Source organism: Christiangramia aestuarii (assembly GCF_009735585.1).
In the GTDB taxonomy this organism is placed as follows: Bacteria; Bacteroidota; Bacteroidia; order Flavobacteriales; family Flavobacteriaceae; genus Christiangramia; species Christiangramia aestuarii.
Window position 1 is genome coordinate 110,701 of the sequence record NZ_VJVW01000002.1, and the last position, 22,034, is coordinate 132,734.

General features: G+C 41.4%; 18 protein-coding genes. 6 read left to right on the forward strand and 12 right to left on the reverse strand.

The genetic code is table 11. The annotated features are described in order from the left end of the window. Positions 1–24 precede the first annotated feature (24 nt). Positions 25–1,233 (forward strand): MFS transporter, encoded by a 1,209-nt coding sequence (locus FLP08_RS04635; RefSeq protein ID WP_156274534.1) that lies wholly within the window; start codon positions 25–27, stop codon positions 1,231–1,233. Here FLP08_RS04635 and FLP08_RS04640 read toward each other — a convergent pair. The 3 genes from FLP08_RS04640 to FLP08_RS04650 form a co-directional block, all read right to left on the reverse strand. After that, positions 1,226–2,644, reverse strand: coding sequence for a hypothetical protein (locus FLP08_RS04640; protein ID WP_156274536.1), 1,419 nt, complete (start codon positions 2,642–2,644; stop codon positions 1,226–1,228). The genes FLP08_RS04635 and FLP08_RS04640 overlap by 8 nt on opposite strands. A 102-nt stretch (positions 2,645–2,746) precedes the next feature. After that, positions 2,747–2,947, reverse strand: a complete 201-nt coding sequence (locus tag FLP08_RS04645) for a DUF1328 domain-containing protein (RefSeq protein ID WP_156274538.1) — start codon at positions 2,945–2,947, stop codon at positions 2,747–2,749. Positions 2,948–3,157: 210 nt separating this feature from the next. Then, positions 3,158–3,601 (reverse strand): AsnC family transcriptional regulator, encoded by a 444-nt coding sequence (locus tag FLP08_RS04650; RefSeq protein WP_162430978.1) that lies wholly within the window; start codon positions 3,599–3,601, stop codon positions 3,158–3,160. A gap of 111 nt (positions 3,602–3,712) precedes the next feature. Here FLP08_RS04650 and FLP08_RS04655 point away from each other — a divergent pair, with 111 nt between their 5' ends. Beyond that, on the forward strand, positions 3,713–4,111 hold the full coding sequence (locus tag FLP08_RS04655; RefSeq protein WP_162430930.1) for a hypothetical protein: 399 nt from the start codon (positions 3,713–3,715) through the stop codon (positions 4,109–4,111). 35 nt (positions 4,112–4,146) lie between these two features. On the opposite strand, the gene FLP08_RS04660 is transcribed toward FLP08_RS04655, so the two are convergent. Then, entirely contained in the window at positions 4,147–5,958 is a 1,812-nt protein-coding gene (locus FLP08_RS04660; protein ID WP_156274542.1) for a TPR end-of-group domain-containing protein, read from the reverse strand. Positions 5,959–6,222: 264 nt separating this feature from the next. Further along, positions 6,223–9,678: a methylmalonyl-CoA mutase family protein gene (locus FLP08_RS04665; protein WP_156274544.1), complete on the reverse strand. Its 3,456-nt coding sequence runs from the start codon at positions 9,676–9,678 to the stop codon at positions 6,223–6,225. 224 nt (positions 9,679–9,902) lie between these two features. Here FLP08_RS04665 and FLP08_RS04670 point away from each other — a divergent pair, with 224 nt between their 5' ends. Further along, entirely contained in the window at positions 9,903–10,628 is a 726-nt protein-coding gene (locus FLP08_RS04670) for a DUF4197 domain-containing protein (protein ID WP_156274546.1), read from the forward strand. A gap of 139 nt (positions 10,629–10,767) precedes the next feature. Next, positions 10,768–10,965: a Lacal_2735 family protein gene (locus FLP08_RS04675; protein ID WP_156274548.1), complete on the forward strand. Its 198-nt coding sequence runs from the start codon at positions 10,768–10,770 to the stop codon at positions 10,963–10,965. Here the strand turns inward: FLP08_RS04675 and FLP08_RS04680 are convergent. The 7 genes from FLP08_RS04680 to FLP08_RS04710 form a co-directional block, all read right to left on the reverse strand. Beyond that, positions 10,946–11,719 (reverse strand): ABC transporter substrate-binding protein, encoded by a 774-nt coding sequence (locus FLP08_RS04680; protein WP_156274550.1) that lies wholly within the window; start codon positions 11,717–11,719, stop codon positions 10,946–10,948. The genes FLP08_RS04675 and FLP08_RS04680 overlap by 20 nt on opposite strands. Before the next feature lie 7 nt (positions 11,720–11,726). Continuing rightward, positions 11,727–12,545, reverse strand: coding sequence for an orotidine-5'-phosphate decarboxylase (gene pyrF / locus FLP08_RS04685; protein WP_156274552.1), 819 nt, complete (start codon positions 12,543–12,545; stop codon positions 11,727–11,729). A gap of 133 nt (positions 12,546–12,678) precedes the next feature. Continuing rightward, positions 12,679–13,755 carry a peptide chain release factor 1 gene (gene prfA / locus FLP08_RS04690; protein ID WP_156274554.1) on the reverse strand — a complete coding sequence of 359 codons (1,077 nt, stop codon included), beginning with the start codon at positions 13,753–13,755 and terminating at the stop codon, positions 12,679–12,681. 63 nt (positions 13,756–13,818) lie between these two features. Beyond that, entirely contained in the window at positions 13,819–14,517 is a 699-nt protein-coding gene (locus tag FLP08_RS04695) for a lysoplasmalogenase family protein (protein WP_156274556.1), read from the reverse strand. Between the two features lie 67 nt (positions 14,518–14,584). After that, positions 14,585–15,763: an AIR synthase related protein gene (locus FLP08_RS04700; protein ID WP_156274558.1), complete on the reverse strand. Its 1,179-nt coding sequence runs from the start codon at positions 15,761–15,763 to the stop codon at positions 14,585–14,587. Positions 15,764–15,883: 120 nt separating this feature from the next. After that, on the reverse strand, positions 15,884–18,070 hold the full coding sequence (locus FLP08_RS04705) for a glutamine synthetase III family protein (protein ID WP_156274560.1): 2,187 nt from the start codon (positions 18,068–18,070) through the stop codon (positions 15,884–15,886). A 475-nt stretch (positions 18,071–18,545) separates the two neighbouring features. Then, the gene (locus FLP08_RS04710; RefSeq protein WP_156274562.1) at positions 18,546–19,490 is read right to left on the reverse strand and encodes a calcium/sodium antiporter; all 945 of its coding nucleotides are present in this window, start codon (positions 19,488–19,490) and stop codon (positions 18,546–18,548) included. A gap of 129 nt (positions 19,491–19,619) precedes the next feature. Here FLP08_RS04710 and FLP08_RS04715 point away from each other — a divergent pair, with 129 nt between their 5' ends. Both FLP08_RS04715 and FLP08_RS04720 read left to right on the forward strand, forming a co-directional pair. Then, positions 19,620–19,982, forward strand: coding sequence for a BlaI/MecI/CopY family transcriptional regulator (locus tag FLP08_RS04715; protein ID WP_156274564.1), 363 nt, complete (start codon positions 19,620–19,622; stop codon positions 19,980–19,982). Continuing rightward, the gene (locus FLP08_RS04720) at positions 19,982–22,030 is read left to right on the forward strand and encodes a M56 family metallopeptidase (protein ID WP_156274566.1); all 2,049 of its coding nucleotides are present in this window, start codon (positions 19,982–19,984) and stop codon (positions 22,028–22,030) included. Before FLP08_RS04715 ends, FLP08_RS04720 begins: the two co-directional genes overlap by 1 nt. Positions 22,031–22,034: the final 4 nt, after the last annotated feature.

Below are 22,034 nucleotides of genomic sequence, written 5' to 3' on the forward strand. Positions count from 1 at the left end.
AATTTTGGTCTTTCATCACCAACCATGAAAAAATTATTCCAGTCTTACTTTGAATCTTTTGGAGGTTTACGAAAAGAGATTTGGCTATTATCCCTGATCACCCTCATCAACAGGGCGGGCACCATGGTGATCCCTTTTCTCTCTTTGTACCTTACAAAAAGCAGGGGCTTTTCGCTGGAAGAAGTAGGCTGGATACTCAGCTTTTTTGGCCTGGGCTCGGTGACCGGCTCCTGGCTGGGAGGCAAACTCACAGATAAGATAGGCCATTATCGTACCATGGCCTTAAGCCTTATCCTATCTTCTGTACTCTTTGTTTTACTGCAATTCCCGGAATCTTTCTGGTCTATTTGTTTAGGAATCTACCTGGTGATGACAGTAGCCGATATATTCAGACCCGCAGTTTTCGTGGCCATTAGCGCTTACAGTAAACCTCAGAATAGGACCAGGTCTGTCACCCTCATCAGGCTGGCTATTAACCTTGGCTTTTCTGCCGGCCCGGCCCTGGGTGGTTTGATCATTGCCACCGGCGGATACAGCGGACTGTTCTGGGTGGACGGGCTCACCTGTCTTGCCGCCGGAATCCTCCTATTGAAGCTACTGCATCCCAAACGTTCCAATCCCGAGCCTGAAGATATCATCATTAGGGCAAAATCGGCCATAAGCGATAAATTGTATATGATCTTCATATTAGCGATGATCATCTTTGGCTTTATTTTTATCCAGTATTTCTCGACCATGCCGCTTTTCTATGCCGAACATCATAAGCTGGACGAATTCGAGATAGGACTCTTACTGGGGCTTAACGGACTTTTTATTTTTCTCTTTGAAATGCCGCTCATCAAGTTCCTGGAAAGCAAGGAACATTCAGCCACGGGATATGTGATCCTTGGAACTTTGCTTACGGGCTTTAGTTTCCTGGTGATAAACCTTACCGACTGGGTAGGGATACTGGTAGTGGGGATGCTGCTCGCAACCATTGGAGAGATGATAGGATTTCCGTTTTCCAACAGCTTCGCCCTGAACCGATCAGATGGCAAAAAAAGGGGGTCCTACATGGCGCTTTATAGTATTGCCTTTTCGGTAAGCCATATTTTTGGGCATAACAGCGGAATGCAGCTTATCGATAATTTTGGTTTTGAGTTCACCTGGTATGTAATGTTAGGCCTGGCCATCTTCGCCTGTGCACTTTTATTACTTCTGAAAGGACTTCTAAAAAGGGAAACCGTTATTTGATCTCCTGATCTTTAAAGAATTTAGATTCTCCCAGGTATTTTTTTACGATCCTGTTATATTCCGGAGTGAATTGAAGATCCAGGGCGCCTTCGATATTATAAAGGGATTCCATATCTGAATAACCTGTCTTCAGCAGATCCTCGAGGTATAATAAGGCGGTATCCTGGTCACCATCTGCCGCTGCCAGGGAAATGATATTCAGGTAAGCTTCCGGGGCATTTTTATTGATCGCTGTTCTTAACACACTAATAAAGATCTTAACATCTATAGGAACCTTAACCTCCATTATCGTATTGTATTCCCTTTTGGTTAGAAAGTCCAGGTAACCCACAAGGCGATGAGCCATATTAGATTTTGCTATATCGCTACCCTCCTTCAGCTTCTCCAATTCATCTATCTGGTAGGCCCACCAGCCAATATTCTCAAAATTCACGCTCCTGATATCTGATTCCAGGAGATATTCATATTCCCTTTGCTGCTCCTTCTCAAAAGAAATAGCCTGCCTGAAATCACTGCGCTGGGACCTGAATCCACGGATGGTTTTGATCTCTTTCATTTTATTTTCTATGGTATCTTCAAAACCAAAGCCTTCATATTTTTCTTCCATGCGCTCCAGTTTTTCATAGGCCGCGTAATAATTTCGAGTTCTTCGCAGAGATTCTGCATATTCCATTTCCTTTTCAAAAAGCTGCTGAACAAAGCTGGCATCGTTCGGTCTTAACCCATCTCTTATCGCCTGAAGCGTAAAACCGGTCATCGCATTGGAGACCACAATGGCTTCAGGCCACTCATCTTCCTTTCCGTCAAAATAATGCACCTCTGTAGGAAAATTGAGGTCATCGTAGAATTTCAGGTATTTTTCGATCTCATATACCATATAATCCTTTTTCCCTGCTGCGCCAATGAACATATAAGGACTGGTTTTGTCTATATAAGCAGGGTTAACAAATGAGTTTCCAATAGCCATTACTCCGGCCATGTTCTTATAAATATGTGCCAGCGCCGAGCTCACCTGTGCACCTTCACCCATCCCGGCAGAATATACCAGCTCTGGATCTACCGGCAGGGATTGCAAAATGCCATTAACCATGGAGGTGGCAGACTTAATGATAGAATCTATTGGCTGAGATTTGAGGTCTAGGTTAGCTGAAGCAACGATATATTGCTGCTCCTCGGCCGCCATTCGAAAAAGATTGGCTGTATTGGTACCCCTTCCCTGAGGGTCGAAAACGAAAATAGTAGCCCATTGTTTTTCAGGTGAATAGTCTCTGGGCAAATAAAGGGAATAAGTTTTATCACTATCTCCAGGAATGGGCAGGGAATCTGTTGTTTCTCCCCTTTTGATACGGTATTCCTGGGCAGTAATATTAATGAATGAAAGTACGAATATGGCTAGTAGTAGATTTTTCATAAGCTGCGATTAGGTCTAAATATAATGAAATACCACATTTTTTATTCCACAAAAAAACCCGCCAATTAAAATTGACGGGTTAATCCTTTAAAAATTTATATTTTAATCTCTGTCTACGGGCTGATATTTAACCTTTGGTTTGTCGGGAAAAAATAGTTTGGCCATCAAAGAAACCACTACCAGATCTGCAAAAATCAGGAACATCACTCTAATAACTTCAATTCCCGAAAATGACAATCCGGTAAAACCAATCAATCCTGTGATCAATGTCAGCGTAAAAAATAATAGCGTCTTCTTCTTCATAACTTGTTTTTTACTTACTTTCTTAAAGCAAATTTAAGTACAGATAAGACGATATATTCCTAATAAAATTACAATTAAACCCAATTTAACTAAAAGAAAACGAGTTGATAACCAGCTGTTAATAATAGGCCTGAAACCTACATTTTTTAACATTTGTGCTAGTATCCAGGTTTAATAATCTTTAAGAATTTTCAACTTTGAGCACAAATATCAGAGCCCTGGCCTTATTGGAGCATCTTCTATTACATTAGACAAAATGATATGGGTACGGGTCTCCCCGTAGGTAATAAGTCTATCGATAAGTTTTTCAAGATGTACCTGGTCACGAAGGACCACCTCCATGATGATATTCTCGTTCCCGGTGATACGATAGCAGTTTACAACTTCTTTAAATTCCTTTACTGTTTCCAGGAAAGCCTTAAGTCTTCCGGTAAAAGCTCTCAGGGTGATGATTGCCTTTAACTGGTAACCAGCTTTCTGATGGGAAAGGTTTACCTTATATGAATTTATGATCCCGGCGTCTTCCATCTTTCTAACCCGTTCTGCTACGGCGGGAGAGGTAAGGCCAATTTTTCGCCCTATCTCAGAAAAGGAAACCCTGGCATTTTTCTGCAATTCTTCGAGTATGGCCCAGTTCAGTTTATCCATATAAATTTAAAGTTAAGCGACTTTATATATTTAATTTTTAAAGATAAATAATATTTAGACAAATAATTTAAAAGCCTTGAGAATGATTTCCTGATTAAATTAGTATAAAAATTTGCAGTGAATCACTCAGTAGGAAATCAGGGACGTAGGTATTCGGCTTTATATTTTAAGGCCCAGGAGATCATGAAGATCTCCAGGAGGATATCCGATTATCTTACCCCAGACCTGGCTTCACTGAACGAGAATGGAAGTGAAAGTCGCTACGTATATTTTACGGGCGATATCATCAGGCAATCCCAGTCTCTTATCTGGAATATATCGAAGGCTGAGAATGAATTTTTCCAGGATAGCCGTTCAAGATATATCAGTTCGGTTAGCAAACTGACCGATAGGTTATTCCGCAATTGCGAGAACCTGGAATATGCTAACAGTGATGGAAAGGAATTTCTACCCATCCTTCGCAAGGAATTATTGAAATTCAGAAAACTCCAGCGAACCTGGAGATTGACTTTATAAAGAGAATCCAGAAAAGAATTTGGGGATTTTTCCTTTTACTGATCATTGAGTTTAATCCTGCTTAGATCAATATCCAAAGGCTCGGGAAATTCTATTTTCGTCAGTAATTCCTTAAATCGCTTATCCTCTCTTAAATTATCCATATAAGGATCCTTTTTAATTTGAAAAATATTGCGAATTTTGTTCGAGATGGCTTTTTCCAGCCATTTATAGGCTTCCTTTTTTTTATTTTGATATGCATATGCCTGTGCAACCCCATAAGGATTACTTTCCCCATAAGTTTGAATAAATTGTTCTATAAGTTTCTCCTTATCCGGATCGTTAAAAATAACTGCTAGTATCATAGGTGTATACTTCAGGGAATAATCAAAGGTTTCTTTTTTTAAAGCCTTATAGGCCTCTTCCTTTTTCCCTGCCATAGCAAAAAATTCGGCGTGAAAACCAGCTATGCCTAATGTGTAGGGATAATAAACCAGATAAATATCAAATGCATTTAAACATTCCTCATATTCTCTTTCATAAAACAAAGCAAGTGCTAAATGGAGATAAGAGAGTCCTTCTAGTGGATCGAGCTCTACAGACTTCCTGGCGAGTTTAGTAACCTGAGAAGATTCCAGACCTTGATAGCGACTTAATAATTGTAAAACCGCATCATCATTTGGCTGTAACTTAAAGGCTTTTTCAAAATATTTTTTAGCGGTTACATAGTCTCCTTTTTGTTGATATTTTTCCGCCAGGGAGGCATAAGCATGGGCATAATCAGGATCTATCTTAATAGCTCTTTCGATTTCAGATATTACCCTTTCTAATAATTCTTCTTCTTCCTCCTCCGTAAATTCACGGATATATCCTTCAGAAAGTCTTATACCCGCTTTATATAACCAAATAGGCGCATAATTTGAATCAATTTGCACAGCCTCATTGATTAACCTGCTCGCCCTTTCAAAGGATTCTTTCGTAAATCTTAGATATATCTCCTTCGCTTGAAGGAATTTGTTATAGGCCTCGATATCAACAGAAGGGATATTTAGACCTAGTAAATTCACTTCCAGGTTGCGGGTCACTTTCTCGGCGATCTCATCCTGAATAGCAAAAATATCCTGCATTTTACGGTCGTATGTTTCAGACCAAAGGTGTGCACCATTATTCACCTGTATAAGCTGTACGGTTATGCGTACCATACTATCGGCTTTTCTAACGCTGCCTTCGAGTATATAATTGGTATTTAACTTTTCACCAATAGTTTGAATATCTACAGCTTTATTTTTGAATGAAAATGAGGAAGTGCGGCTAATAACAGTAAGCTCGGGATTTTTCGCCAGGTAATTCAGGATCTCCTCGCTAATTCCGTCTGAGAAATATTCCTGTTCTTCATCTGAAGTCATATTTTCAAAAGCCAGAACGGCGATAGATTTTTCCAACTCCTCTTCAGGATTTTCTTTTAAAACAACTTCCTGAGATTTAGAATTTTCCTGGCTTGAATTTTTATCTGAATAAGTCCCGTAAACGTTTATTGCAAGTAAAATGATCGCTATAGCTAAAGCTCCAAGAATGAGCTTATTGAATTTACTGCTGGTTTCAGCAATTATGGACTGTTCCTTTTTTACATTTTCAGTCTTTTTTAAACCGTCCGGGGTTACTTCATAAACCCAGGCAAAAACAAGCCAGATAGGGAAACCAATAATTAGAATGAAAAGGACGGCCTTCGAAATATTGTTGGGAATTCCGAACATGGGGAAAACTATTGAAATAACCTGAAGAATGATCCAGCATACTACAATATATGCCAGGGCCGCTTTGAATACATTGCGACGCTTAAGTTCCTTATAATAATTGTTCAGGCTCAATAGAAAGTTATTTAAAACCAATAACAGTAGACAGATGGCAGGGACTAACTATTGCATATACAATCTACATAATTAAATTGAACTAATAAATATGTAAAAACCTTTAAATCAAACAAGTATATAGTTGTTGTAAAATAAAAAATCCCAGAAAAAATCCGGGATTATTTTTAAGATTATTATATGATCCTGATATCGCTACGCTTATCGGGATAAGCAGCCTGCACCGCTTTTCATTCATTTCATTCTGTAAAGCGGGCGATCTGCTTACATATTTCTTCTGTACTGTCCTCCTACTTCGAACAGAGCATGGGTGATCTGCCCGAGAGAACAAACCTTGGTAGCTTCCATTAGCTCACTGAAAAGGTTCTCATTATTGATTGCAGCCTTCTGAATTCTTTGCAATGCGGCATCAGCCTTGGATTCCTTGGCCTTATGTAGTGTTTCAAGGGTTTTGATCTGGTGTTCCTTTTCTTCCTTGGTCGCACGGATCACCTCACCAGGAGTTACCGTTGGTGAACCTTCTGAACTTAGAAAAGTATTCACACCTACGATCGGGTAATCTCCATTATGTTTGAGGGTTTCATAATACAGACTTTCTTCCTGGATCTTGCCTCGCTGGTACATGGTTTCCATAGCACCAAGCACTCCACCTCTTTCGGTAATTCGGTCGAATTCGGTAAGTACGGCTTCTTCCACAAGATCGGTAAGCTCTTCGATAATAAAAGACCCCTGGATAGGATTCTCGTTCTTGGTAAGACCTAGCTCCTTGTTGATGATCAGCTGAATGGCCATCGCCCTTCTTACTGAGGCTTCAGTAGGCGTGGTGATCGCCTCATCATAAGCATTCGTATGCAGCGAGTTACAGTTATCATAGATCGCATACAATGCCTGCAAAGTAGTTCTAATATCATTAAAATCGATCTCCTGTGCATGTAAAGAACGTCCGGAAGTCTGGATGTGATACTTCAGCATTTGTGCACGGGCATTCGCTCCATACTTATGCTTTAAGGCTTTGGACCATATTCTCCTGGCCACACGACCAATTACTGCATATTCCGGGTCTACTCCGTTTGAGAAGAAGAAGGATAGGTTTGGACCAAATTTATTGATGTCCATTCCACGGCTCAGGTAATATTCCACATATGTGAATCCATTGGCCAGGGTAAAAGCCAACTGGGTTATAGGGTTCGCACCCGCTTCAGCGATATGGTATCCTGAAATAGAAACCGAGTAAAAGTTTCTTACTTTCTCCTTGATAAAGTATTCCTGAACGTCACCCATCAGCCTCAGGGCAAATTCAGTAGAAAAGATACAGGTGTTCTGAGCCTGGTCTTCTTTCAGAATATCGGCCTGAACAGTTCCACGCACCACGCTAATGGTATCTTCTTTTATTTTTTCATATACATCCTTCGGAAGTACCTGGTCACCGGTTACTCCCAGAAGCATTAATCCAAGCCCGTCATTTCCTTCGGGAAGCTCCCCGCGATATTGCGGACGGTCGATACCCTGGTCGTCATAAAGCTCTTTCAGTTTGGCTTCAACCTTATCCTCCAGTCCGTTTTCCTTGATGTATTTTTCACAGTTCTGGTCTATGGCCGCGTTCATAAAGAAACCTAACAACATAGGCGCCGGACCATTGATGGTCATACTTACCGAAGTCATCGCATCGGCCAGGTCAAAACCTGAATATAATTTTTTCGCGTCATCCAGGCAGCAGATAGAAACACCAGAGTTCCCGATCTTTCCGTAGATATCTGGCCGGTGATCCGGATCATTACCGTAAAGGGTAACCGAATCGAAAGCTGTGGATAGTCTTTTTGCGGGTAATCCCTGGCTCACGTAATGGAACCTACGGTTCGTTCTTTCAGGACCTCCTTCCCCGGCAAACATCCTGGTTGGATCTTCCCCGGTTCTTTTGAATGGATACAATCCCGCGGTATAAGGGAATTCCCCCGGTACATTCTCTTGCAGCAACCAGCCCAGAATATCACCCCAGGCCTTATATTTCGGCAGGGCCACCTTTGGGATCTGGGTGTGAGAAAGAGATTCGGTATGAGTTTCGATCTTGATCTCCTTATCACGAACCTTGAATTTATAAACCGGTTCCTTGTATTTCGTAACCTTTTCGTTCCAGGCCAGGATCATTTCCCAGTTGTAAGGATCCAGGTCCATTTTTACCTTATCGAATTCCGCGAAAAGAAGTTTCAAAAAGTCCTTCTGATCTTCCCCGGCATATTCATAGATCTCTTCCTGGTCGATTCCGTTCTTATCCAGGTATTTTACCTGGTCTTTTCCAAATTCAGACTTTATCCCGGCCACAGTTTCAATGGTCTTATAGATACCATATAACTTCTGAGCTACCTCAACCTGTTTCTGAGCTTTTTCGTCATAGCTGCGGTTGTTTTCAGCAATTTCAGAAAGGTAACGGGTACGCTTCGGAGGGATCACGAAGATCTTCTCGCTCATTTCCTTAGAGATCTCAAAAGTCGAAGAAAGTCCGGAGTCGGTCTTTTCTTCCACCTTATCCATAATGCTCTTATATAGCGTGTTCATTCCCGGATCGTTGAACTGGGAAGCTATGGTCCCAAAAACAGGTAGCTTTTCAGCATCCTCATGCCACAACTGGTGGTTACGCTGGTATTGCTTCTTTACATCCCTTAAAGCATCCTGGGCTCCTCGTTTATCGAACTTATTGATCGCTACCAGGTCGGCAAAATCAAGCATGTCGATCTTCTCCAACTGGGTGGCTGCACCAAATTCAGGCGTCATTACATAAAGGGAAACATCTGAATGATCCAGGATCTCCGTATCACTTTGCCCGATTCCGGAAGTCTCCAAAATTATAAGGTCATACTTAGCTGCCTTCAATACATCAACAGCTTCGGCTACATATTTTGAAAGAGCCAAATTCGCCTGTCTTGTCGCCAAAGAGCGCATATAAACCCGCTCATGGTTAATGGAATTCATACGTATCCTGTCACCAAGCAATGCTCCACCAGTCTTCTTCTTGGAAGGATCTACGGAAATAATTCCAATATGTTTTTCAGGAAAATCCATCAGAAACCTTCTTACCAGCTCATCCACAAGGCTGGATTTCCCTGAACCACCCGTACCGGTTATACCTAATACAGGAGTATTTTCAAATTTATAATTATCATGTTTAAAAGCTTTCAGGAAATCCTCTCGCCTGTTTTCAGCCAGTGAGATAAGGCGGGAAATTGTGGTCACCTCTTTCTTCTGAAGATTCTCCTTAACCTTTTCTGTATCCTTTAAAGATGGCACTTCATTATCTACCCTTTTGATCATATCGTTGATCATGCCCTGAAGGCCCATCTCACGGCCATCATCCGGAGAATAGATGCGATCTATCCCGTAATCCATCAATTCCTTGATCTCTTCGGGAAGGATCACTCCTCCTCCGCCGCCAAAGATCTTGATATGCCCTGCGCCTTTCTCATTAAGCAGGTCGAACATATATTTAAAATATTCTATATGACCTCCCTGGTAAGAAGTCATAGCGATCGCGTGGGCATCTTCCTGGATCGCACAGTTCACCACCTCTTCCACACTACGGTCGTGACCAAGGTGAATTACCTCAACCCCGGTTGCCTGGATGATACGACGCATGATATTGATCGCAGCATCGTGACCATCGAAAAGAGAGGCAGCAGTAACAATTCTTATTTTATTTTTAGGTTTATACGGACTTTGTTGTTCCATTTTTAATGATGTCTGAAAATTTGACCTGCAATTTACGAAAATCGCAATGAAAGCTGTTAATGGTTTTTCTTAAATAGCTCTTTTTTAAGTTTCAGGAAAAAAAATCTTTTTCAGCTATAAATGTAATGATCAAATCCTACTGTTTTCTAAAGCTTTAGTATTAATATAACTTTTTAAAAGCTGGTTAAAAGCTGCTCATTTCTATATTTGAAAAAATTCGAGGTATGAAAAAATTAATCGCTCTTTGCGCAATCTTCCTATTAAGCAGCTGTGCTGAATTACAACAAATTGCCACCCAGCTCCCTAATCCTTACACAATAAGTGACGCTGAAATAAGCTCAGGACTTAGACAGGCGCTTGAGTTTGGAATAGATAAAGAGGTGACCAAACTGGCCCAGGAAGATGGTTTTTTCAACAACGAACTGGTTAGAATAGGCCTGCCACCGGAATTGCAAAAAGTAGATCAAACTCTAAGGGATGTAGGGCTGGATGCTCTCGCCGATGAGGGTCTTAAGGTTTTGAACCGCGCCGCTGAAGATGCCGTTAGCGAAGCCATACCCGTATTCGCCAATGCGGTGAAAGGCATCACTTTTACCGATGCCCGAAATATCCTGTTAGGAGCAGACAATGCCGCAACCGTTTATCTGAATAACAAGACCGAGGAAGAACTTTACACGAAATTCAATCCCATCATAAGCAATTCACTGAACAAGGTTGGAGCTACTAGGATATGGAAAAATATCATCGAAAAATATAACAGCATTCCGTTAACTTCAAAGGTAAATCCAGATCTTCCAGATTATGTGACCAACGAAGCTCTAGATGGAGTTTACCTGATGATCGCCCAGGAAGAAAAGGATATCAGGAGCAGCGTATCGGCAAGAACCACAGATCTTTTACGAAAGGTATTTGCGCTACAGGATAATGCAGAATTTTCTTACAATCTATAATATTTTAACACTTTCAATCTGATTACTGGAGTAATTTAGAACAAACTTAACTCATGATTATCAAACTATAACGTGGAACCTGCTTAGCTTTGTTTCATGCTGAATTGATAAATGTTGAACGGAAAAATTGAAAATGATCATGTTTAGAATTTTTGACAATAAAACGAAGGAAGAGCGCCTGTGCGAAAAATACTCTCAATTAATGGAGCGATCGTATAGGGTGGCTTTGGTCGATAAAAAGAAAAGCGACCAGCTTAACTATCGTGCGCAAAAGATCCTGGCAGAACTTCGCAGGATGAATTGTAATAAGGTCGAAACTAAGAGCGAAGCTTTTTAAAATAATCCATCGCTTCTATTAAGCGGCTGCCATACCAGCTAAAGTATTCTCCATCTACTATTTCAACCTCTTCTGCAATTCCCGAGAATTCCTTTATATGTTCTTCTGCAAAAGGGAAAGGTTCAGAAGACAACAAACAAATATCCAGTTCTAATTCTTTCAATTCCTCAAAGCTCGTTTCAGGGTATCTACTTGATTTTATTACATTTTCAAAGCCAGCCAATTTCAGCATCGCGTTGATAAAAGTACCCTGTCCGGCGACCATTAATGGTTTATTCCAGATAAAATAAGCCACTTTTTTTACTATAGCCTGTTCAACTATTTTTTCCAGTTCTTCTGCCTTTTTCCTGATGGTCCCCACCATGGTAGCGGCCAGCTCTTTCCGGTCAAAAACCTTTCCATACTCCAGCATTAGCCGGTAAGCATCTTCCAGGCTACTAACATCTGAAACATGAACCGGAGCTATCTTTTCAAGCTCTTCTACCATCTCCCGGGTATTCTCTTCTTTATTGCATAAGATTATATCCGGCTGCAGTTCTCTCACCTTTCTTAAGTTTACCTTTTTGGTACCGCCAACACTGGTCTTGAGCTTTTTTAGGACAGGTGGATGAACGCAATAGTGAGTGATGCCCACGAGTGAGCTTTCCAGTCCAAGATCGACCAATAGTTCTGTCTGGCTTGGCACCAGTGAAATAATTCTTTCAGGAGTTTGCTTCAGTTCAATGGTTCGCCCTATTTGATCCTGAATCAGCATATGGAGGCTATAGTTTTTCCAGCTCCAGGGCCATCTGGTTCTGCATGGCTTCAGCTTTGGCTCCTGCAATTTCAGCGAAATTAGAAGAATCTGAGGCATAGATGATCTTGCGCGAAGAATTCACCAGAAGGCCTACATTTTTCGTGATCCCGTATTTACATACTTCCTCAAGGTTACCTCCCTGTGCCCCTACACCGGGAACCAACAGGAAATTTTCAGGGATCATCTTACGGATCTCTGCGAGGTATTCGGCTTTGGTGGCTCCTACCACGTACATAAGGTTTTCAGAGTTGTTCCATTCCCTGGAGGTTTCGATCACCTTTTTATATAACTCTTTATCGTCTGTTTTCAAGGTCTGAAAGTCGAAAGCTCCCTGGTTAGAGGTAAGTGCCAGTAAAATAGTATGCTTGTTCGTAAATTCCAGGAAAGGCTCCACAGAATCTTTCCCCATATAAGGTGCGACGGTCACCGAGTCGAAGCCCAGGTCCTCAAAAAAGGCCTTGGCGTACATCCTGGAAGTATTTCCAATATCCCCACGCTTGGCATCGGCAATGGTATACAGATCTGGATATTCTGAATGAAGGTAATCTATGGTCTTTTTCAAACCTTTCCAGCCATCTACCCCCATGGCCTCGTAAAAGGCGATATTGGGTTTATAGGCAACACAATATTCGTGGGTGGCGTCGATGATCGCCTTATTAAAACTGAAAACAGGATCCTTTTCTGAAAGCAGGTAGGTGGGAATTCTATCCAGATCGGTATCCAATCCTACACATAAAAAAGATTTTTTCTTAAATATTTGCTCGGTTAGCTCCTGTGATGTCATTTATCAGTTATCAGTTATCAGTTATCAGTTATCAGTTATCAGTTATCAGTTATCAGAAAATAAAAATTCTATCATACACTGGAAAGACCTGTTCACAATATCCCACTTCTAATTTCTAACATCTAATATCTAACTAAAGCATATCTGAATTCTCTTTTAGTTTCTGAGTATTTTCCGCCAGCTGCAACTCATCGATGATCTTCTGAATATCACCATTGATGATATTGGAAAGATCATAAAGTGTAAGGTTGATCCTGTGATCGGTCACACGGCTCTGGGCGTAATTATAGGTCCTTATCTTCGCACTACGGTCTCCACTGGAAACCATGGAATTCCTTTTTGCAGCATCGGCTTCCATCTTCTTGGCCAGCTCCATTTCATATAACCTGGAACGAAGCACACGGAAAGCTTTTTCCTTGTTCTTGTGCTGTGATTTCTGATCCTGGCACTGGGCAACCAATCCTGTAGGTTCGTGGGTTAATCTTACGGCTGAATAAGTGGTGTTCACCGACTGTCCTCCAGGTCCGGACGAACAGAAGTAATCGATACGCACATCTTTTGGATCTATCTCCACGTCGAATTCCTCAGCTTCAGGCAGAACCATTACGGTTGCTGCAGAAGTATGCACACGGCCCTGGGTTTCGGTTTGAGGCACACGCTGTACACGGTGTACTCCTGCCTCGAATTTCATGGTTCCGTAAACATCCTCACCAGAAACCTCAAAGATCATCTCCTTGAAACCTCCACTGGTACCTTCACTAAAATCTACGATATTGTGGCTCCAGCCCTTGCTTTCCACATATTTGGTATACATACGGTAAAGGTCGCCGGCAAAGATACTTGCCTCGTCACCACCGGTACCGGCCCTGATCTCGATCACCACGTTCTTGGCGTCTTCAGGATCTTTAGGAATAAGCATCATCCTGATCTTTTCTTCAAGTTCAGGAAGTTGCTCCTTAGCTTCTTCTAGCTGAAGTTTGGCCATTTCGGTCATTTCAGGATCGCTCCCGTCTGAAATGATCTCTTCAGCTTCCTGGATATTATCGGTGAGGCTAATGTATTTCTCGCGCTCATCCATCAGGGCCCGAAGGTCCTTATATTCTTTATTTAATTCAATATATCGCTTCTGGTCTGAAATTACATCCGGCTGAATAATCAAATCGTTCACCTCATCAAACCGCTGTTTTACGATATTAAGCTTATCAATCATATACTACTACTGAATTTAGGAAAGCAAATTTACGATAATTTGCCAGATTTAGCAGGGAAAGCTTTAAAGGCTTTCTAATTCGGCCACAGCCTCGTGGCTCCTGGCGAAAGTAGCAAATTTCACCATCCCCGCTATCCCGAGAATATAGAAAATCCTGTCTGGAAAATAAAATTCGTAGAACTCCAGGTAATATGCGATAAAAGAAGTGATGTCTGAAAATACCAGGCAAAGGCTGGCCGCGGTATAATAAAACGAGGTCTTGTTGGAGTACCGATTGCTATAGGAGATCGCGGCAATAAGCATGGTGATCATGGAAATCCCGTAGGCATAGAAGAGCACGTTCAGGTAAGGATAGCCAAATTTTGGAGGTACCATATCCACCAGCATGAACAACATACCAAGGTTAAGCACAAAAACGACAAAAAAGATGAGCTTCTGAAAAAGACTGCTTTTAAGGTTCTTCAATTCGGGAAGCACCGTAAAAACCAGCATCAGGTAAGCCGATATCCTTAACAGAAAAGTTGCGGTATTGGCCAGTGAATCTTCATAGGAAAATAACAGGGTATCTGAAAGAAGTAACAAAACGAAGGCGGAAAGTATCCTCTTACTATAAACCTTCTGGCAAATTAATAGGAACAGAAATATCCCTGTTGTTATAAGCCGGCCCCAGCGACTGGCATCCTGGCCATATTCATAGATCACAAAACAATTGGAAAGCACTAAAACCAGCGTAAGAACCGGTAGAAATAATTTTGATAACATTTTAATTTGATTGGTTATCAATAATTACGAAAAGAATCAACTTCCGGTTTTACTTAAAATGGGATTTTTAATATTCGAATTCCCCGTGTGCACTTTTAATGGTAAGTTTCTTAGCTTCTGAGGCTTCTACCCTACCAATGATCTTCGCCTCTACATTGAATGATCTCGAAATTTCGATGATCTCTGCAGCTACACTTTCATTTACATACAGTTCCATGCGATGTCCCATATTGAAAACCTGGTACATCTCCTTCCAGTCGGTCTTGCTTTCTTCCTGGATAATTTTGAATAGCGGCGGAGTATCGAAAAGATCGTCCTTGATCACGTGATTCTTATCTATAAAATGAAGAATCTTGGTCTGTGCGCCACCACTACAATGAACCATCCCGTCTATTTTATCGTTCCCAATGTCTTTCAATATCTTCTTGATAATAGGCGCGTAGGTCCTGGTTGGAGAAAGCACTAGTTTCCCGGCATCTATAGGGGAGTTTTCAACCTCCTCGGTAAGCATTTTATTTCCGGAGTAAACCAGCTCTTCCGGGATAGAAGCATCGAACGATTCAGGATATTTTTCAGCAAGAACTTTTGAAAATACATCATGACGAGCAGAAGTTAAGCCGTTACTGCCCATTCCCCCGTTATATTCCTTTTCGTAACTGGCCTGCCCAAAAGAAGCAAGTCCAACGATCACATTGCCGGGCTTGATATTCGCATTATCTATCACGTCCTTTTTCGCCATTCTTGCAGTTACCGTGGAATCTACGATAATAGTCCTTACAAGATCACCAACATCGGCAGTTTCCCCACCGGTAGAATGTATCTCAACCCCGAAATCCTTTAGTTCAGCAATAAGTTCTTCGGTTCCGTTGATAATGGCAGAAATCACCTCTCCAGGGATAAGGTTTTTATTTCTTCCTATAGTAGACGAAAGCAAGATATTATCGGTGGCGCCCACGCAAAGCAGATCATCTATGTTCATGATAAGCGCATCCTGGGCGATACCTTTCCATACCGAAATATCACCGGTCTCCTTCCAGTACATATAAGCAAGAGAAGATTTGGTTCCCGCACCATCGGCATGCATGATCAGGCAATGATCCTCGCTGCCGGTTAAATGATCTGGAACGATCTTACAGAAAGCCTTTGGGAAAAGACCTTTATCCACATTTTTTATGGCATTATGTACATCTTCTTTTCCGGCAGAAACGCCTCTTCCTGAATATCGCTTACTTACTTCTTTGCTCATGACTTTTTCTTAGAGATTTCAAAGATAAATAGTTTAAAGACTTCTGGTAAATAATCGCTGATTTTTAAATAAAAAAGCCACGCTTTTGGGCGTGGCTTTTCAAATTTCAGTTTAACAGAATTATCTAGTGAATAACATTTCTCTGTACTTGGTCAATGGCCAAAGCTCATCGTCTACAAGCAGTTCCAGTTTGTCACAGTGATATCTTATTTCTTCAAAGTAAGGCTTCACATCATCACAGTAAGCGAAAGCTTTCTCTTCAGAATCCTCGATCTTGTTGGCAACTTTTCTTGCTTCGATCATGGCATTCACTTTAGAGTTGATGGTAGCGATGTGCGCAGAAATGCTCTCGATGATCTCCAATTGCTCCTTAGCATGTCTTGCGAATTCTTCTCCGTAGATATCCTTAAGTCCGCGAACGTTCTTGATAAGGATGTTCTGGTAACGAATAGCGGTTGGGATCACGTGGTTACGTGCGATATCTCCAAGTACACGTCCTTCAATCTGAATTCTCATCGCGTACTCCTCAAGTTCGATCTCGTGACGAGCCTCGATCTCTGTCTCGTTCATCACTTCAAGATCCTTATATAACTTGATGGTACTTTTGCTTACCTGGGCTTTAAGGGCCTGCGGAGTAGTACGGTTGTTACTTAGGCCACGCTTTTCAGCTTCTTTTTCCCAGGCTTCCCCATATCCATCTCCTTCAAAACGGATCTTTTTAGATTTCTTGATATATTCTCTAAGCACGTTGAAGATAGCATCGTCTTTCTTCATCTTCTTGCTCTTGATAAGCTTATCTACCTCAACTTTGAATTCTTTAAGCTGCTTGGCAACTATAGAGTTCAATACGGTCATCGCTCCGGCACAATTGGCTAGTGAACCTACGGCACGGAATTCGAATTTGTTCCCGGTAAAGGCGAAAGGAGAAGTCCTGTTTCTGTCGGTATTATCAAGTAAGATCTCGGGGATCTTACCTACCACGTTCAGTTTAAGATCGGTTTTCTCCTGTGGAGAAAGTTTTCCATCAGTAACTTTTTCCAGTTCATCAAGAACCTTAGTTAGCTGAGAACCGATAAATACTGAAAGTATTGCCGGTGGCGCTTCGTTAGCTCCAAGGCGGTGATCGTTAGATGCACTCGCAATGGCAGCTCTAAGCAGTTCTTCATGGTCGTATACTGCCTTGATGGTATTCACAAAGAAAGTAAGGAACTGAAGGTTTTTCATTGGAGTTGATCCTGGAGATAACAGGTTTGTTCCTGTATCTGTAGCCAGCGACCAGTTATTGTGTTTACCACTTCCGTTGATCCCGGCAAATGGTTTTTCGTGCATAAGCACGGCAAGATTGTGTCTTTCCCCAACTTTCTTCATCACATCCATGATCAAGGAATTGTGGTCTACCGCAAGGTTCGCTTCTTCAAAGATCGGTGCAAGCTCGAACTGGTTTGGTGCAACCTCGTTATGACGGGTCTTTACCGGAATTCCAAGCTTCATACATTCGATCTCTAGATCCATCATAAAAGCGATGGCTCTTGAAGGAATAGATCCAAAATAGTGATCGTCTAACTGCTGACCTTTAGCCGGGGAGTGTCCAAGAAGGGTCCTTCCGGTAAGGGTGATATCAGGCCTGGAAGCTACCAGGGCTGAGTCTATAAGGAAGTATTCCTGCTCCCATCCAAGGGTAGCATTCACTTTCTTTACGTTCTTGTCAAAATATTTAGCAACATCTGTAGCCGCATGGTCTACAGCCTGAAGTGCTCTTAATAATGGAGTTTTGTTATCTAGTGCCTCTCCCGTATAAGATACGAAGATGGTAGGGATACATAGGGTAGTTCCCCAGATGAATGCCGGAGAGGTTGGATCCCACGCAGTATATCCACGAGCTTCAAAAGTATTTCTAATACCTCCACTTGGGAAACTTGAAGCATCTGGCTCCTGCTGTACCAATTGACCGCCACCAAACTTTTCGATCGCAAGCCCTTCACTTAAAGGTTCAAAGAAAGAATCATGCTTCTCTGCAGTGGTTCCGGTTAATGGCTGGAACCAGTGAGTATAATGAGTAACCCCTTTAGAGATCGCCCATTCCTTCATTCCTGTTGAAATATGATCGGCTACGTTACGGTCTATTTTCTTACCGGTACGCATAGCTTCGGTCACATTCTGATAAGCCTCCTTGGTCAGGAACTGTCTCATTACAGTTTCATTGAACACATTGGTGGAGAAAATTTCAGATCTTCTTGCAGGCTCTTCAATTTTTAAAGCCTTGCGGTTTAAAGTTTCTTTTAATGCTTGAAATCGTAAAGTCGCCATATTAGGTTTTTAATATTTAAGTTGTTGGTATTTTATCTTTTACCTGATTTTTTTCATCCAAACCGGGGTGAAATAAAAAACCCCGACTTAAAGCTGCGAATATAATATATATGGACTGAATAATTGAAGGTTTAATGCTTAAAAAATGATAATTTTTAATTTTCACCCCTCAAAAAATAGGGGTAATATAAATTTTAACACGATTTTACATTTTAGAACCCCGACATGAGAGGGGTTTAATATTTATTTAATATTATAAAAGCTTTAACATACTCCGTGCTGAATTGAATGATTTCAGTATTAAATGATTTGAAAGACCCGATTTTTTTTTCAGAATAGATCTAAGCGAATCAGGAAAGGATTAGTTTGAAAATCTAATCCCAGGAAGTTTGAAGCACTGAAGCTCCATTCTGGAGCTTTCAAAATAATGGCAATTAGCCAGAAGTAGACTACCTATACTGGAAGACTGTAAAATTTATACCAGGGTAAGAATAATAAAGGTAGAATAACCTATAAGAAGTACGAAGCCTTCTTTACGCCCCATTTCCGAATATTTCGGGATGAGCAGCATAGGCAGCAACACAAAGGCAATCCCCAGCATCCAGAACATATCGCTGGTGAGGATCTTTTCAGACTGCACCACCACTGGTTTAATTATAGCAGTAAGACCAAGAACCGAGGCTATATTGAAAATGTTCGAACCTATGAGGTTACCCAGTGAGATCGCTTTTTCCTTTTTCATGGCAGCGATGAGCGAAGCGGCAAGTTCGGGAACACTGGTACCCACGGCGATGACGGTCACCGATATCACTCTTTCACTTACCCCGAGCTGAGTGGCCAGATCTACCGCGCCTTTTACCAATAGTTCAGATCCTCCCCAAAGGGCGAAAATACCAATAAGCAGCCATATGGTCATTTTAAACCCACGTACATCACGCAGGGATTCGTCTACCTCCTCTACGATCACCTCATCTTTTCTACGTGACCTTCTAATAAGTATAAAAAGATAGATGACCAGCCCCAGGAGCAAAGCCCCGCCTTCTATCCTGGATAAGGTATTGTTGCTTTGAAGGAAAAAATAAAGGATGATAGAAAAGATCATCATGATTGGCCAGTTGATACGGTAGAAGTCGCGGTCTACCATCAACGGGGAAACCATAGCTGTTAATCCCAGCACCAGACCGATGTTCGCAATATTGGAACCTATCACATTTCCCAGAGAGATGTCTGAAAATCCATCAATGGCCGCCTGTAAACTTACCAGCAGTTCTGGAGCCGAAGTAGCAAAAGATACCACGGTAAGGCCTATCACCATCCTGGAAATGTTCAGTTTTAGTGAAAGTGCAACCGAAGATCTTACCAGGAACTCCCCTCCTATTACCAGTAAAACAAAGCCAATGAGTAGAAAAACAACGCTCATAAAACAATTTTTAGCGAAGATAGAAGAAATGACTTAATAAAGGCTCAGAATAAAAAACAACTACTTTTATAGTTTTTAAACTATTTTTATCGTTATATTTGAAACACACTTTTTTTCAAAACCAATATCATGGAGAAATTAACCAATAAGGAAGAAGAGATCATGAGGGTCTTATGGGACTTGGAGAAGGCCTTTGTAAAGGAAGTGCTTCCTGAACTAAAGGATCAGAAATTACATTACAACACCGTTTCTACCATTATCAGGAATCTTGAAGAAAAAGGTTATGTCTCCCATAAGGCTTACGGGAAGACCCATCAGTACTTCCCGATGGTGAGCAAGGAGAAATACCGCAAACAATTCATGAACATGGCCACCAAGCGCTTTTTCGACAATTCATTTAAAAGCGTTGTTTCCTATTTCGCCAAAGAGGAGAAAATTAGCGCCGAAGAGTTAAGAGAGATCCTGGATATCATCGAAAACGAGAAAAAATAATGGAAGCTTTCCTTATCTACATCCTTAAAGCCTCTATCCTGCTGGGAGTTTTTTACCTCTCTTATATATTATTGCTGAAAAGAGAAACTTCATTCGAACTGAACCGTAAATTCCTTATAGGAGGAGTATTCACCTCCTTCCTGCTCCCTCTTATCTATTTTACGCGTAAGATCTATATTGAAGCCAGCCCCTTTGAAAGTAGTTACATTCCCGTATCTTCAGATATTCCCACCGGGCCCGTTGAAGAATCCATAGACTGGTGGCAAATAACCGGAATGCTTTACCTTTTAATCACCGGCTTTTTCTTCCTTAGATTCTGTCTTCAGCTAAGCGGGGTGATAAAACTGATCATTGCCAACAGGTTCGAGAAAAAAGAAGGTTTAAAATATCTACGGATTTCAGAAAACCAGCTGCCGTTTTCGTTCTTCAATTACATCGTCTTTAATCCTGATAAACATTCAGAAAAAGACCTGGCGCTTATCCTGGAACACGAAAAAGTTCACGCCTGCCAGTGGCATTCCATGGATATTTTATTACTGAACCTGGTGAGCTGCGCCTTATGGTTCAATCCCTTTGCCTGGTGGTATAAAAGATCTGTCGAGCAAAACCTGGAATTCATCGCAGACAGGGAAACCGTGAGCAGAACAGAAGAGATCAAGGAATATCAGCATGCGCTGGTGAAAGTTTCAATCGCCGACCTAAGGCCGGCACTTACTAATCATTTTTATCAATCATTCATCAAAAAACGAATTCTTATGTTAAACAAAAGATCATCAAACCAAAGCCCGGCATGGAAGTTAAGCCTGCTAATGCCAGTATTATTAGCTTTCATGCTGCTTTTTAATGTAAAGACCGAAGCCCAGGTTGTAGAAAAAGAAGAGACCCGGAGCCTTCAAAAAACACCTGACCCGAAAACTGAAGAAGCTCCGGAAGTACAAATTGAGCAGAAGGTGGAAACTCAAGAAGATGTGGAAACTCCTAGGGAGATCAGGGTTGAAATTTCTGAAGCTCCGGAGATTAGATGGAATACTGCTACTGCACCAAAACCAGGAAAAAGCCTTACTGAAATAGGCGCGAACCCGCTCTACATCATTAACGGTAAAAGGTATAAGGCTTCCAGACTTAAGAATAAATACATTGGTCTGCGCTCCAGATTAGAGGCCCTGACCGGTGAAGAAGCTAAAGAAAGATTCGGAGAAGAGGCCACGAACGGAGCCATCATTATTAAGGATGCAGAGATCATCAGGAATTTCGACAAAGAAATGGAAAAGATCGAGGGAAGAGCCTTCAACGGCAGGTATCTTATGATCGGAGAGAACGGGAAGCCTAATTTCATAGATATCTCTTCCTCATCTTCAGGAATTCCTAATAGGAAAAGGATATTCGGGAAGAAAAACGGTGATATGGCCAGACTAAGTTATAACCTTAAAAATGATCATTATGCCGTGATGCATGGAGATCTTGCTCCTTCATCAGAAAATATAATCGCTGAACAAAGCATCAACCTGAACTCAACGGGAAAAAACAGAAGTATCTATTTCCGTAAAGCCGATTCACGATCTCCCGGTAAATCAAAAGACAAGTATATTGTTCTTAACCAGGATAATACTCCCCTTTATGTAGTCAACGAGGAAGTAAAAGGCGATGACTTCGATGCAAAATCTATAGACAAAAATGATATCGCCAGCATAAATGTTTTTAAAGGAGATAGCGCAATCAGGTTATATGGCGAAAAGGCAGAAAATGGGGTCATCGTAATTAAGACCAAGGCTTTTGCCAAAGAAAGAAGCAGCATCTTTAAGATCTCCAAAGATTTTAGCGACGATCAGTTGAAAGCTATACAAAAAGAAGCGGAAACAAAAACAGGCTACCAGCTAGAACTGGAGAATATCGAAAGGAACAGCGATGGGTTGATCACCCGTATCGAAGTAAAATTCCATCGTGAAAACAGCATGGTACAGTCCCAGTATTTCAACACCAATGGGATTCCCGATATTCACGTAGGACTTAAGGATAACGGCGGACTCATCATTTCTGCCGCAGATTAGAAAT